General features: G+C 45.3%; 12 protein-coding genes. 6 read left to right on the top strand and 6 right to left on the bottom strand.

What is annotated here, in order from left to right; genetic code table 11:
* Window positions 1-13: 13 nt before the first annotated feature.
* Window positions 14-1,273, bottom strand: coding sequence for a Y-family DNA polymerase (locus AR334_RS14960; RefSeq protein ID WP_066312603.1), 1,260 nt, complete (start codon window positions 1,271-1,273; stop codon window positions 14-16).
* Between the two features lie 153 nt (window positions 1,274-1,426).
* Here AR334_RS14960 and AR334_RS14955 point away from each other — a divergent pair, with 153 nt between their 5' ends.
* Both AR334_RS14955 and AR334_RS14950 read left to right on the top strand, forming a co-directional pair.
* Window positions 1,427-1,627, top strand: coding sequence for a YqzH family protein (locus AR334_RS14955; RefSeq protein WP_253701299.1), 201 nt, complete (start codon window positions 1,427-1,429; stop codon window positions 1,625-1,627).
* A 125-nt stretch (window positions 1,628-1,752) separates the two neighbouring features.
* Window positions 1,753-2,982, top strand: coding sequence for an MFS transporter (locus AR334_RS14950; protein ID WP_066312593.1), 1,230 nt, complete (start codon window positions 1,753-1,755; stop codon window positions 2,980-2,982).
* Between the two features lie 169 nt (window positions 2,983-3,151).
* Here the strand turns inward: AR334_RS14950 and AR334_RS14945 are convergent, their stop codons facing one another.
* From AR334_RS14945 to AR334_RS14935, 3 genes are all read right to left on the bottom strand, one after another.
* Complete coding sequence (locus AR334_RS14945) at window positions 3,152-3,550, bottom strand: YkvA family protein (protein ID WP_082692981.1); 399 nt, start codon at window positions 3,548-3,550, stop codon at window positions 3,152-3,154.
* A 74-nt stretch (window positions 3,551-3,624) separates the two neighbouring features.
* The gene (locus AR334_RS14940; protein ID WP_066312580.1) at window positions 3,625-4,422 is read right to left on the bottom strand and encodes an SDR family oxidoreductase; all 798 of its coding nucleotides are present in this window, start codon (window positions 4,420-4,422) and stop codon (window positions 3,625-3,627) included.
* A gap of 27 nt (window positions 4,423-4,449) precedes the next feature.
* The gene (locus tag AR334_RS14935; protein WP_066312575.1) at window positions 4,450-5,409 is read right to left on the bottom strand and encodes an MBL fold metallo-hydrolase; all 960 of its coding nucleotides are present in this window, start codon (window positions 5,407-5,409) and stop codon (window positions 4,450-4,452) included.
* Window positions 5,410-5,893: 484 nt separating this feature from the next.
* On the opposite strand from AR334_RS14935, the gene proC reads away from it, so the two are divergent.
* The 3 genes from proC to namA all read left to right on the top strand — a co-directional run bounded on the left by proC (window position 5,894) and on the right by namA (window position 9,146).
* A complete protein-coding gene (proC, locus tag AR334_RS14930) occupies window positions 5,894-6,730 on the top strand; it encodes a pyrroline-5-carboxylate reductase (protein ID WP_066312570.1) in 837 nt (278 codons plus the stop codon).
* Between the two features lie 177 nt (window positions 6,731-6,907).
* On the top strand, window positions 6,908-8,056 hold the full coding sequence (locus AR334_RS14925) for a glycosyltransferase family 2 protein (protein WP_066312563.1): 1,149 nt from the start codon (window positions 6,908-6,910) through the stop codon (window positions 8,054-8,056).
* Between the two features lie 73 nt (window positions 8,057-8,129).
* Window positions 8,130-9,146 carry an NADPH dehydrogenase NamA gene (namA, locus tag AR334_RS14920; RefSeq protein ID WP_066312556.1) on the top strand — a complete coding sequence of 339 codons (1,017 nt, stop codon included), beginning with the start codon at window positions 8,130-8,132 and terminating at the stop codon, window positions 9,144-9,146.
* A 43-nt stretch (window positions 9,147-9,189) separates the two neighbouring features.
* On the opposite strand, the gene rnz is transcribed toward namA, so the two are convergent.
* Window positions 9,190-10,113 carry a ribonuclease Z gene (gene rnz, locus AR334_RS14915; protein ID WP_066312550.1) on the bottom strand — a complete coding sequence of 308 codons (924 nt, stop codon included), beginning with the start codon at window positions 10,111-10,113 and terminating at the stop codon, window positions 9,190-9,192.
* Window positions 10,114-10,265: 152 nt separating this feature from the next.
* Between rnz and zwf the strand changes: the two genes are divergently transcribed.
* Entirely contained in the window at window positions 10,266-11,759 is a 1,494-nt protein-coding gene (zwf, locus tag AR334_RS14910) for a glucose-6-phosphate dehydrogenase (protein ID WP_066312541.1), read from the top strand.
* A gap of 44 nt (window positions 11,760-11,803) precedes the next feature.
* Here the strand turns inward: zwf and AR334_RS14905 are convergent, their stop codons facing one another.
* Complete coding sequence (locus tag AR334_RS14905; protein WP_066312539.1) at window positions 11,804-13,081, bottom strand: DNA polymerase IV; 1,278 nt, start codon at window positions 13,079-13,081, stop codon at window positions 11,804-11,806.
* Between the last annotated feature and the right edge of the window lie 52 nt (window positions 13,082-13,133).

Below are 13,133 nucleotides of genomic sequence, written 5' to 3'. Positions count from 1 at the left end.
GCTTTCCCCCTTCCTACATCTTATGCCCGCCCACAAGCGAAGCCCGGTGCTTGGCCGTGCCTCCAGCCGTATAGGAAACAGCCCGCAGCAGGGAGCCGGGGCCGAAGCGGCGGCGGACCGAGTCGACGACATAGCCAAGCTCCCGCCGTTTGTAGGCACCTTGATCAAACAGATCAAGCTGCAGTTCGCAATCATCGACAATGTTGGCAAGTGAAATTGAAATTTGCCGGACCGTTTTGCCGTTGTAATGCTCATGAAACAGCTCCAGACAGACTTGGTAGAGGTCCATCGTGACGTTGGTCGGCTGCTCAATCGACCGGGAGCGGTGAAAGCCGCCGCCAAATTCATCCTGACTATAGCCGATGCCAAGGCTGATGGTCCGCCCTGCCTTTCGCCGTGTTCTAGCCCGCTTGGCTACCTCCTCGCACATCTCCAAAATGACATGCTTGATTTCCTCTACATCTTTATAATCGCGTAATAGAATTTGACTTTTGCCAAAACTGATCTGCCCTTCAATAATCGGTGCCCCTAAATCGGACAGGTCGACTCCCCAGGCGTGATAATAAAGCTGATTGCCCATGATGCCGAATTTCTTTTCCAGTTGTTTCAAATCATAACGAGCCAACTGGCCGACCGTAAAAATGCCCATACCGTTTAATGTTTTCTCGACCCTCCTGCCGATTCCCCACATTTCCCGAAGCGGTGACACCTTCCACAGCTTTGTTTGGACATCATCATAGGTCCACTCGGCAACTCCATGGTTCTTGGCCTCCAAATCGAGACAAAGCTTTGCCAACAGCATATTTGGGCCGATGCCGACGGCGCATGGAAGCTGAAACTCGCGTTCAATATCGTTCCGGATTTTTTCCCCGATCGTCCGGGCATCGCCCCATATTTCCATCGCGCCGTCCACTTTAATAAAGCTTTCATCGACGCTGTAGGTGTGGATTGCCTCTTTGGGCACATAGCGGTTAAACACGCGGCTGATTTCGGTTGAAATCCGCAAATAGGTGGCCATTTTCGGCTCGACCAATTGAATCCTTGGATCCTTTGGAATTTCGAACAGCCGCGAGCCCGTTTTGATGCCAAATTCTTTTTTCAGACGAGGGGAAGCTGCTAGCACGACACTCCCCTGCCGGTCCTTGTCGCCGACAATGGCGATGTAGCACTCCAATGGATCAAGCCCGAGCATGACAGCGGAGCAGCTGGCATAGAAACTCTTCATGTCGACACATAAAATTTTATTGTGCGGTAACGTGCTGTAATCGACCATGACTAATCCCTCACAGTTTTAGTTTCGAACATTTGTTCTTCATTAGTATATTTATTATCATAAGCGAATATTCGTTCGTATTCAATGGAAATTTTTTGAGGATTACCAAATATGGCTAATCCGCGAAAAAAGGCTATAATGGGGGTGAGGTGCATGGTTATGGAGAAAAAGCTGGTCGTGAAGATGATAAAAAATTGCTTTAAACAATATTATAGGGGTGATTCCCTGCCCGTTGACGATCAAGAAATGGAGGAACTGGTCAAGCGGATTCTCCAAACGAAACACGAAGAACCGGCGGCGGATTTGTATGAGGTTGTCAATGATATGGTGTATGAATATTTAACAGGCTCATAGCTGAGTCATATTTTATGGTAACGTACATATTTTTCGAGTTCAGAAATAAATATTTCTTTTTTTTCTCAATCGGTAGTAAGATATGGATATGAAAATTTACCAGTTTCATTGAAAAGGAGAATTTTATGAGTCAAACTGCCGTGCTGTCCCAACAAGCACCAAAAGCATCCCAAGCAACCATATACAAAATCCTATTTATTATCGGGCTTTGCCATATGTTGAACGATGCGATTCAAGCCGTTGTCCCAGCAATGTTTCCAATTCTGGAAAAATCAATGGGATTATCCTTCACCCAACTTGGTGTCATCGCCTTTTCCCTGAACATGGTTTCGTCCGTCATGCAACCTGTTGTCGGTATGTTCACTGATAAAAAACCGATGCCCTACGCCCTGCCAATAGGTTTAACCTTTACGTTGTTTGGCGTCCTTGGTTTGGGGTTTGCCCCATCGTTTGGAATGGTCGTGTTATCAGTCCTGTTCATCGGGCTTGGTTCGGCCGTTTTCCATCCGGAAGGGTCAAGGGTGGCCTATATGGCTGCCGGTAACCGAAGAGGGCTTGCCCAATCGATTTATCAGGTCGGCGGCAATACCGGCCAGGCGTTTGCACCGCTGATTACTGCTTTAATCTTAGTACCGCTAGGGCAAATTGGCGCCTCATGGTTTTCGATTGTGGCCGCGCTTGCCGTCATTCTATTAATCTATATCGCGAATTGGTATAGTCAGAGACTGCTGGCTGCCCCAATTAAGAAAAAGCAAAGCAGTGCCAGCCAACAAACTGGTGTGTCTAAAGAGGTTAAACGTGCATTAGTCTTAATCCTGTTGCTCATTTTTGCAAGGTCCTGGTATATTTCAGGAATGACCAACTTTTATGCTTTTTATGGAATAAAGGAGTATGCTCTTACCATTAAAGAATCGCAGCTTTTCTTGTTTGCCTTTTTAGTGGCAGGCGCATTTGGCACCTTTTTTGGTGGACCTCTTGCTGACCGCTTCGGAAAGAAATCTGTCATTTCATTTTCAATGCTGGCGACAGTTCCGTTTTCCATCCTAATTCCAAATGTGCCGCAAGTAGTGGCGTTTATTTTGCTTATTTTGACAGGATTTATCTTGATGACGAGTTTTTCTGTTACAGTCGTTTATGCGCAGGAACTCGTGCCTGGTAAAATTGGCTTGATGTCCGGCCTGACCGTAGGACTCGCCTTTGGGATGGGAGCAATTGGCTCCGTCGGACTTGGCTATATTGCTGACTTGATTGGACTTCAATCAATGATTATTGCGCTAGGCGTCCTTCCGCTAATAGGATTAACCGCCTTTCTTCTGCCAGCCGACCAGAAGGTACGGGAGTGGAATCAGGTTTAAAGAGATAAATGAAAACTCGCCGATTGGCGAGTCCGTTAGGACGATGACAGAGGCGTAGTTGAATTTATGCGTGCGCAGCTGGGATGAAAAATTTGGAAAAAATTTTATACTTTCCTATTAGCTAAAAAACAGGCCCCCGGTAACGTTACTCGCTGCCGGGGGCTTTGCTTTATCCAAGTTTTTTATCAATATCTGACGTATCGACATGATCTCCAAACCAGTCTGCTAATTTTTCTTTTGCTTTATTTTTAATTTCATCATCAATATGCATCGCCACTTGCAAAAGGGCTATTCCCAATGCCCCCAGGTCATCTGTATAACCGATCCCAATCGTAAAATCAGGAATTAAATCGAATGGAAGGATGAAATAGCCCAAAGCTCCAATAATGATAGCTTTTGTTTTGGCCGGCACTTCTGGTTTTTGTAGAGTAAAATAAAGAAGCAAAACTGCATAAACAACAGATGAACCCGCTTTTTTTGCAAATTTCTTTAGTTTGTCCCAAAATTTTTCGTCAGAAAAATTTTTACTAGAGGCTTCCATGGCCTTTTCAAATTCTTCTTCATTCATTTCCATTTTAAACCATCCTTTCCTGAGAGGCAGGATTAAACATTTTAAACTCTATGGTAAAAAAGCAACGACTTTTACTTTTTATTTAATACCCTCTTGCCAATCCGCTCAAACAGCCGCGGGAACAAAACGTAAACCACACTGCCCATGTTCATCCACCGCGGCAGGTTAATCTCCCGCGTTTTTGTCAGCATGCTGCTGACAACCTTTTGTGCAACATATTCCGGCTTCAGCATGAATTTCTGGACATTTTTTACATACGTGCCCTTTTCATCAGCGATCGTAAAGAAGTTGGTCGCAATTGGACCCGGGTTTACGGAAGTCACTCCAATATTAAAACCATCAAGTTCCATCCTTAGTGAATTCGTATAGCCAAGGACCGCATGCTTCGAAGCCGAATACACACTTGATTTCGGGGTGGCAATTTTTCCTGCCTGCGAAGCGATGTTAATAATATGACCATAGCGACGCGCACGCATTTTCGGGAGCACCATACTTGTACAGGCCATCAGCCCGACGACATTGACCTCAAACATCCCTTTGATTTCATCTATCCTAGCCTCATGCGCCTCGCGGAACACCCCAAAGCCGGCATTGTTGACAAGAATATCGACATCCCCAACTGATGCAAAAATTTGCTCGAATACCTGCTTTACCTGATCCGTATTCGCGACATCCAACTGAAAAACTTCGACGTTTATTTGATATTTTTGCTCAAGCTCGCTTTCAAGCTGCTGCAATTTATCGATGCTGCGGGCAAGCAGAACGAGATTGGCCCCGCTTGCGGCACAAAGTCGAGCAATCTCCGCCCCAATCCCCCCGGAAGCACCGGTAATCACAATATTTTTCCCATTTACTCTTTCATTCACCATTTGAGCACCTCATCTAGTCGGCCCCGCTTATTTTGCTTGATAAAGCACAGGCAGTGTATCATTACTTATAATTTCACCGATGGATGCCAAATAGTCAAGCTGGGCGACCGTCTCCGAGATGGTCAGCATCAATTCCCGCTTATACACTTTCGGAAATAGACGTTTGCAGATTTCAAACACTGTCATATGTTCTTCCTTCAACCAACTGTTGACGATCATCGCCCGGTCATGCTGGCGGATAAGCCTTTTTTCCACCAATTCCGCAAGCTGATAGACCTCCTCGCCGTGCCCGGAATAAACTACTTTAATCGGATATGACAACAACTTTTGCATCGAATGATTATGCTGCAGCTGCGGTTTTGGCCGTTCGGTTTCACCAGGTGCCGGCGGCTCCAGCAATGGATTTGGGGAGATGTGGGCAATCATTAAATCCCCGCCAAGCAGCACTCCATCATTCTCGCGGAACAGACCAATTTGGCTTTGAGCATGACCTGGCGTTTCAATCACCTGCCAATCGGAAAGTTCCGGCGGGCGCATGCCTTCGACAAGCGTGCCTGTCAGCGGACGATTGCCCAGTTGCGATGCAGCTTTTTTAAAGTTTTCAAGAGCCTTCAAATACTCCTCAGGCAGACCGAACTCTTTAAACAACTCTAGGAAAAAATGCTTCTGCTCCTGAAAAAAAGCTTCTGTCGGCTGAAGCCAGCGTTCATTCAAGGGGTGACCGTACACCTCAAAGGTGTCCGGAAAAAAATCGAGCAAGCCGGAATGATCTGGGTGATGATGCGTCAAGACGACCTGTTCAATATCCTTCGGAGCTAAATTTAACTGGGCTAATTGCGAAGTCAGCGAATTCCAGGCTTCCTCCGTTTTCGGACCGGCATCAACAAGCGTTAACCGCTCGCCTTTGACCAAATAAACATTCACATCTCCTACTGGAAACGGAGTCGGGAGACTGATTTTGGCAATTCCATTTTTCCATTCTGTCATTTTTTAAACTCCTAACGTTATAGTTAAATAAAGAAACCATATTCGGCAATTGTGAATATTATGTGTCAAATGGTATATAAACTTAAGTGTAGCGATTTTTGGAAGAATTGTCATTATTTCTGCATAGTGTTTCTGGGAAAAAATTAAAAATTCTATAAATTTTACACTTGACAGACAGGCTGTTTTTCAAGCATAATCACTATTAAAAATTTGAATCGTTTCATGCAATGAATAAGGCTAGTAGATGGGAAATGGCGAAAGAGAGTGAAGTCCGAGGCTGAAAGGCTTCACCGCCCGCTTGAGCATTGAACCTACCTTATGAGCATTTAGGCAAACCTAACGTATTCCGGCGTTAACGGAGTCAGAGTGAATCCTTGAATGGTTAAGGATTCAATGAAGGTGGTACCACGGAAGATTAGACCTTTCGTCCTTTACGGATGAGAGGTCTTTTTGTTTTTGCATAAATATTATGGAGGTAATTTTCATGAACAAAATAGCAATTGTTGGCGCGGGTTCGATGGCGGAAGCACTCATTTCCGGAATTCTTGAAAATGGATTGATAGATAAAAATAATGTGTGGGTGACGAATAACTCAAATAAAGCCCGGTTGGCAGCACTGGAAGAACGTTATGGAATCCATGGCACGTATGATTTGGATGCTCTTTTTGCTGGTGCGGATATTGTGATGTTATCCATGAAGCCAAAAGATGCGGCCTCGGCGATTGAGTCTATTCGTCAGCATGTAACTGAAGGAATGCTGATCGTGTCCGTTCTTGCCGGGGTTTCAATGAATAGTATTGAGGCGCTTGCAGGAAAATCACTTTCGATTGCCCGGGCGATGCCAAACACATCGGCTGCGGTCGGAAAATCAGCAACGGCGATTGCCGTGAATGAACGTGTTTCGCAGCAACAGCTGGAAATGACAAAGCAGCTGTTTGGCACGGTTGGATTGGCGGCGTTTGTGGAGGAGTCGCAACTGGATGCGGTAACAGGCCTGTCCGGAAGCGGACCTGCCTACATCTATTATCTGATTGAAACGATGGAAAAAAGCGCAGTCGGAATTGGCCTTGAAAAAGGGATGGCCAAGGAACTGATTGTCCAAACGTTGATTGGCGCAGCGGAGATGGTAAAGAATTCCTCAAAATCACCGGAACAACTGCGGCGGGAAGTGACTAGCCCAGGCGGGACCACAGAAGCAGGCATCCGTGTCCTTGAGGAGCACGGCGTGCAGCAGGCATTCATTTCATGCATCAAAGCCGCCACAGCCCAATCAAAACGAATGGGTGAGGCGTTGTGTTCAACGTTAAAGGTTGGCAATTAGTTTAAATAGAGCTCCTGAAACGAAACGAACATATAAATAGCTAAATGGAAACTCGCCGATTGGCGAGTCCGTTAGGACGAAGACAGAGGCGTAGTTGAATTTATGCGTGCGAAGCTGAGATGAAAAAATTTGGTAAAAATTTTATAATTTCCTATTAGCGAAAAAGGGCTGGGGCTTATGGAAACCGTATTAATCATTTTGTTTACATTAGGAATCATTGTTTGGATCGTGTTTGTGATTGATGCAGCGATTGGTTTAAGAAGAATTGACTCTTTGCAACAGGAACCTGGACTTTCGAATGGTCCATTGCTGTCAGTAATCGTCGCTGCCAGAAATGAGGAGAACCACCTTAGAGCAAGCATTCTTAGTCAACTCGGGCAAACCTATGAAAATGTCGAATGGATTCTTGTGAACGACCGCTCAGATGATGGTACCGGTGATGTTATGGATGAACTTGCGCAACAGGATTTTCGAATTAAAGTAATCCATATTCGTCATTTGCCGAAGGGCTGGCTCGGGAAAAATTTTGCCTTATATACTGGTTCGCAAGCAGCGGCTGGCAAGTGGCTGTTGTTCACAGATGCCGATGTCAAGTATCAAGACGAAACCTTTGCCAAAGCCCTTCATTATTTTGAGAAACATCAGCTAGACCATTTGACTGCTGCCCCTAATCTACATGCCAAGAAATTTTGGCTGAAGACATTTGTCGCCTTTTTCCTATTTGGTTTTTCCTATTTTAAACGGCCTTGGCAGGCAAATAATCCAAAGTCGAAAATTGGGACGGGAATCGGCGCATTTAACCTGATGTCAAAAAAAGCTTATGAAGCATTCGGTACCCATGAACGGATTAAAATGCGGCCGGATGACGATTTACAATTGGGAATGAGACTGAAGCAGGAAGGGTACCGCCAAAGAATTGTGACTGCCCTCGAATGTATCGAAGTCGAATGGTATGGCAGTTTAAGGGAGGCTTTTGTCGGCCTTGAAAAAAATACATTTGCAGGGTTAAACTATCAGGTCGGCATGATCTTTTTTTCAATATTCGGCGTATTTGCCACAAACGTCCTTCCCTTTATCATGCTATTTTCCGAAAGCAGTACCATCGCCTTGCTTAGCCTTGGAAATATTCTTATAAGCGGAATACATTATGTCATGATTATTAAACGGATGACCGTATTCTCTCCGATTCTATTTCTCGTCCTGCCTATAACCGCGTTGCTATTTATCTATTCGATTATCAGGGCCAGCTATTTAACGTTTAGACGGGGCGGCATTGTTTGGCGCGGTACCACCTACCGCTTGAGCGAGCTTAAGGACCGTGATTAGCAGGCGGGATCTCACATGATTTTGCAACCTTTTGCTATACTATTAGATGTTAGAATGTCAGGAGGGTTAGCAAATGGCAAAATTATTTTCCCCCTATACCATTAAGGGAGTAACGTTAAAAAACCGGATTGTTATGGCACCGATGTGCATGTATTCAAGCCATAATGAGGATGGAAAGGTTCAAAACTGGCACCGCACCCACTACACTTCACGAGCGGTTGGCCAGGTTGGGCTGATTATTGTGGAGGCAACAGCGGTTGTTCCACAAGGAAGAATATCTTCCCGCGATTTGGGCATCTGGAGTGATGAGCATCTTGAGGGGTTGCGGGAGCTTGTCGAACTTATGAAAGAACAAGGCGCGAAAACGGGGATCCAATTAGCCCATGCCGGCAGGAAAGCAGATCTGGAAGGAGACATTTTTGCTCCATCTGCCATCGCTTTTAATGAGAAGTACAAAACGCCGAAGGAAATGACAAAAGCGGACATTACTGAAACGATTGAAGCGTTTAAGCAAGCAGCGGTTCGTGCTGCTGGAGCCGGCTTTGATGTGATCGAAATACATGGTGCCCATGGTTATCTCATTAACGAATTCCTGTCGCCGCTTTCCAATAAACGGACTGACGAGTACGGAGGTTCTGCCGAAAATCGCTATCGATTGCTGCGTGAGGTGATTGACGCGACGAAAGAGGTTTGGAATGGTCCGTTATTTGTTCGCGTCTCCGCTCATGATTATCTTGAAGAAGGATTGACGCCTGACGATTACATAATTTTTGCCCGTTGGATGAAGGAGCAGGGTGTCGACCTGATTGATGTCAGCTCTGGCGGGGTTGCACCGGCACGTATTAATGTTTATCCGGGGTATCAGGTTAAGTATTCGGAGGCAATCAAAAATGGCGCGGAGATTCCGACGGGCGCAGTCGGGTTAATCACCAGCCCCCTACATGCTGAGGAAATTTTATCAAATGATCGCGCCGATTTAGTCTTCCTGGCCCGGGAATTGTTACGGGATCCTTATTGGCCTCGGACAGCTGCGAAAGAATTGGGTGTTGAAATTGAGGTGCCCGTACAATACGATCGGGGTTGGATTTAAGTTGGAGAGGAAAAGGCACTTACCTTTACCATGGGTAGGTGCCTTACTTATTAGAAATATGAATTTCCTTAAAATCCTCAGAAATTTCGGTATTTCGGAAAATTTCCTGGGCCTCAGCGACCAATTCCCTCCACTCATTTCGATCATAGCGTGAGCTGATGTGGGTTAAACACAGCTGCTTGCACCCCGCCTTTAAGGCAATTTTTGCAGCCTGATTTGTTGTCGAATGAAAATATTCATGAGCTAGCTGCTCTTCGCCTTTTGAAAAGGTCGCCTCATGGACCAACAAATCAGCATCTTTCGCTAACACAAGCGCATTCTCGCAATATCTTGTGTCGCCAAGTATCGTAACCACCCGACCCTTTTGGGATGGACCAAGAAACTCGCCCGGTTCGATCACCCGGCCATCTTCAAGAACGACGGACTCCCCATTTTTAATTTTTTTAAAAATCGGACCTGGCTGGACACCCGCTTCCTTTAACTTATCGGCCAACAGCGTCCCCGGTTTATCTTTTTCCACAACCCGATAGCCGTAAGAAGGAATGCCATGTTCCAATAATCGAGCCTCGACCAAAAACTGCTCATCCTCAAAAATAACACCTTCGTCAATTTCGACAACTTTCAATGGATATTTCAAATACGTTTGACTCAACGAAAGGCTGACATGAATATACTCCTTTATCCCCTTCGGTCCGTAAACGGTGACCTCCGATTCCCCGCCCTGAAACGAACGGCTGGATAAGAGCCCCGGGAGACCGTAAATATGGTCGCCATGAAGATGGGTCACAAATATTTTTTCAATCCGCCGCGGTTTAATTGACGTATGTAGTATTTGATGCTGGGTGGCTTCGCCGGCATCAAACAGCCAAACCGCCCCGCGTTCCTCCAATAACTTTAACGCGATGGAAGTGACATTTCGCAGCTTTGCCGGCATGCCAGCCCCCGTTCCTAAAAAAAACACATCCACAAAGAACACCTCTCTCAACCGTTCCATTTCCATTATGGTAACTATAGCACAAACTTAATCTGTTTGCTCGATACATGCTATTGGCTAAATTAGTGAAATCTAATGTAAAATACATTAAGCAACTGTAGATTTAAGAAAAGAGGTACATAACCATGGAACAAAATTTAACTTCATTGATTATGATTTTTGGGGCAACTGGGGATTTGGCAACACGAAAACTGTTTCCATCCCTGTACAGGCTGTATGACAAGGGAAGATTGAATAAATTCGCTGTGGTCGGTGTCGCAAGAAGAACCCTGTCCAATGATTCGTTTCAGCAATCTGTTAAGGATTCAGTCACTGCAGCCTTGGGCGAGAAAGATAATCTTGATGAGTTTGCTTCTCATTTTTATTACCAATCTCATGACGTGGCCGACTCGGATTCCTATATATCCTTGAAAAACTTTGCTGACGAAATCGATGCCCACTATCAGCTCGAGGGAAACCGAATTTTCTATTTGGCGATGGCACCGCAGTTTTTTGGACCCATTGCCCTGCATTTGAAATCAGATGGACTAACCGATGTAAAAGGCTATAAAAGACTGGTCATTGAAAAACCGTTCGGCCATGATTTGGAATCGGCCAAAGTATTAAACGAACAAATCAGAACCGCATTCGATGAAAAAGAAATTTATCGGATTGACCACTATTTAGGCAAAGAAATGGTCCGCAATATCGAAGTGATCCGTTTTGCCAACGCCATTTTTGAACCTCTGTGGAATAATCGATATATATCCAATATACAGGTGACCTCCAGCGAAGTTCTCGGGGTCGAGGAGCGGGGCCGGTATTATGAATCAAGCGGCGCATTAAGGGATATGCTGCAAAACCATATGCTACAGATGGTCGCGCTGCTGGCGATGGAACCACCAATCAGCCTAACGACTGACGAGGTTCGTTCTGAAAAGGTAAGAGTATTCCGGTCACTTAGAACCATCGAGGGTGACGAGGTGAAAAATTATTTTGTCCGCGGCCAATATGGGGAAGGCATGATTGAAGAGAAGGACGTTCCTAAATATCGCGATGAACCGATGGTCGATCAAGAGTCCAATACTGAAACGTTTGTTGCCGGGAAGGTCATGATTGACAATTTCCGCTGGGCCGGGGTCCCTTTTTACATCCGGACAGGAAAACGGATGACCACCAAAACAACAAAAATTGTTGTTCAATTCAAGGACATCCCGATGAATTTATATTATCAAACGGAAAAAATGCTGAATCCAAACCTGCTAGTGATTCACATCCAGCCAGAGGAAGGGATTACCCTGCACTTGAACGCGAAAAAAGCTGGCGGACATCTCGAAGCGCAAACGGTTAAACTTAGTTTCGCCAACACCGGTATTCAGGCGATGAATACCCCAGAAGGCTATGAAAAATTGCTTTACGACTGCATGCGGGGTGACGCCACTAATTTTACCCATTGGGATGAGGTAGCCTATTCCTGGGCATTTGTCGATAAAATTTCCGCCGTTTGGGAACAAGAAAAAGCGGCATTTCCGAATTATCAATCAGGCTCGATGGGGCCAAAGGAAGCGGATGAACTGTTGGAAAAGGACGGTTTCTTCTGGTGGCCTGTTACGGACCTGGATGTCGATGTTTGTAAGTAATCATAAAAGCTCCATCTTGCTTTTTCTTAGGCAAGCTGGAGCTTTTAGTCTTCTACTTCATTTTTAGCAGGTAAGGAACGTAGAAAATCCTTGTTAAAGCTGGTGGCTGTTCCAATTTTATGATTCGGGTCAACCTGATGCGATCCGGCATTTTCAATAATGGTTTTACCGTACTTTTCGCGGAGTGTGGAAATCGTTTTTAGCAGCGGTTCCTTCTTGGCTTCTTTTTCAAAAGAAAATAAATCCAACTGTTTATAGGCATGATCATGCTCGATAAGGTCATAACCTGTGATTCCAAGCAATCGGACGGGGTCGCCGTTCCAATTCTTTAGAAAAAGCTCCTTGGCAAATAGGGCAAGTTCGTCTTTGCTGCCGATTGGATTTGCCGTTTTCTTGCTTCTGGTAATGGTCTTGCGGTCTTTAAAGCGGATGGTAATGCCGACTGTTGTGGCTAAAACATTTTTACGCTTTAGCCGGACGGATACGGTCTCTGCCAATGATTCAAGGACATGAAACAGTTCCTGTTGATTGGTAACGTCTCTAGGAAGAGTGGTTGAGTTGCCAATGCTTTTAAATTCCTCAATGGACTCAGGGTCTACAGGGCGTTGGTCCATTCCATTTGCCCGCTCCTTCAAACGAGTTCCGTTTATTCCAAGCAATGTTTTTAACTGTATGTCATTCGCTTTTGCCAGTTCACCAATTGTGTGAATCCCAATCGTTTTTAGCTTCTCGGATGTCTTTTTGCCGACCCCATGCATCTCGTTTGTGTTGAGCGGCCAGAGTTTTGCCGGAATATCCCGTTTGCGTAATATCGTGATTCCCATTGGCTTTTTCATATCGGATGCCGTTTTCGCCAAAAATTTATTGGGGGCAATGCCGATGCTGCACGGTAAATCAAGCTGTTCAAGAATCCGTTTTTGAATGCTTTGGGCAATTTCAATCGGGCTGCCAAACTCAAAGCTGTCTGTAATGTCCATATAGCCCTCATCAATCGAAACAGGCTCAACAAGGTGGGTATAGTGTCTAAGTATTTCAAACATCCCCATTGAGGCAGCACGATAGCGATCAAAATTAGGCGGTTTGACAATTAGTTGGGGACACAGCTTTTTTGCTTCCCAAAGCGGCATCGTTGTTTTCACGCCAAACTTCCGCGCCTCATAACTGCAGGTAACAATAATCCCGCGCCGTTCCTCAACATTACCGGCAATCGCAACAGGATTCCCCTTCAGCGTTGGATCGTAAGCCATCTCCACTGAAGCATAGAAGCTGTTCATATCGACATGCAAAATGACGCGGCCGTTTTTCGGATACATTTCCTTCACCCAACAACCACCTCCTTACACTTTTAGTATATCAAAAAAAGAAGAGCCCCGC

Source organism: Bacillus sp. FJAT-29814 (assembly GCF_001510715.1).
GTDB lineage: Bacteria > Bacillota > Bacilli > Bacillales > Cytobacillaceae > Neobacillus.
The sequence above is the reverse complement of the archived record's forward strand: the minus strand, read 5'-3'. Positions and strand labels throughout refer to the sequence as shown.

Coding starts and splice junctions, on each gene's coding strand:
- AR334_RS14945 (WP_082692981.1), bottom strand. CDS start 3,550: ATGAATGAAGAAGAATTTGAAAAGGCCATGGAAGCCTCTAGTAAAAAT.
- AR334_RS14935 (WP_066312575.1), bottom strand. CDS start 5,409: ATGACAGAATGGAAAAATGGAATTGCCAAAATCAGTCTCCCGACTCCG.
- AR334_RS14950 (WP_066312593.1), top strand. CDS start 1,753: ATGAGTCAAACTGCCGTGCTGTCCCAACAAGCACCAAAAGCATCCCAA.
- namA (WP_066312556.1), top strand. CDS start 8,130: ATGGCAAAATTATTTTCCCCCTATACCATTAAGGGAGTAACGTTAAAA.
- AR334_RS14960 (WP_066312603.1), bottom strand. CDS start 1,273: ATGGTCGATTACAGCACGTTACCGCACAATAAAATTTTATGTGTCGAC.
- proC (WP_066312570.1), top strand. CDS start 5,894: ATGAACAAAATAGCAATTGTTGGCGCGGGTTCGATGGCGGAAGCACTC.
- zwf (WP_066312541.1), top strand. CDS start 10,266: ATGGAACAAAATTTAACTTCATTGATTATGATTTTTGGGGCAACTGGG.
- AR334_RS14940 (WP_066312580.1), bottom strand. CDS start 4,422: ATGGTGAATGAAAGAGTAAATGGGAAAAATATTGTGATTACCGGTGCT.
- AR334_RS14955 (WP_253701299.1), top strand. CDS start 1,427: ATGGTTATGGAGAAAAAGCTGGTCGTGAAGATGATAAAAAATTGCTTT.
- AR334_RS14925 (WP_066312563.1), top strand. CDS start 6,908: ATGGAAACCGTATTAATCATTTTGTTTACATTAGGAATCATTGTTTGG.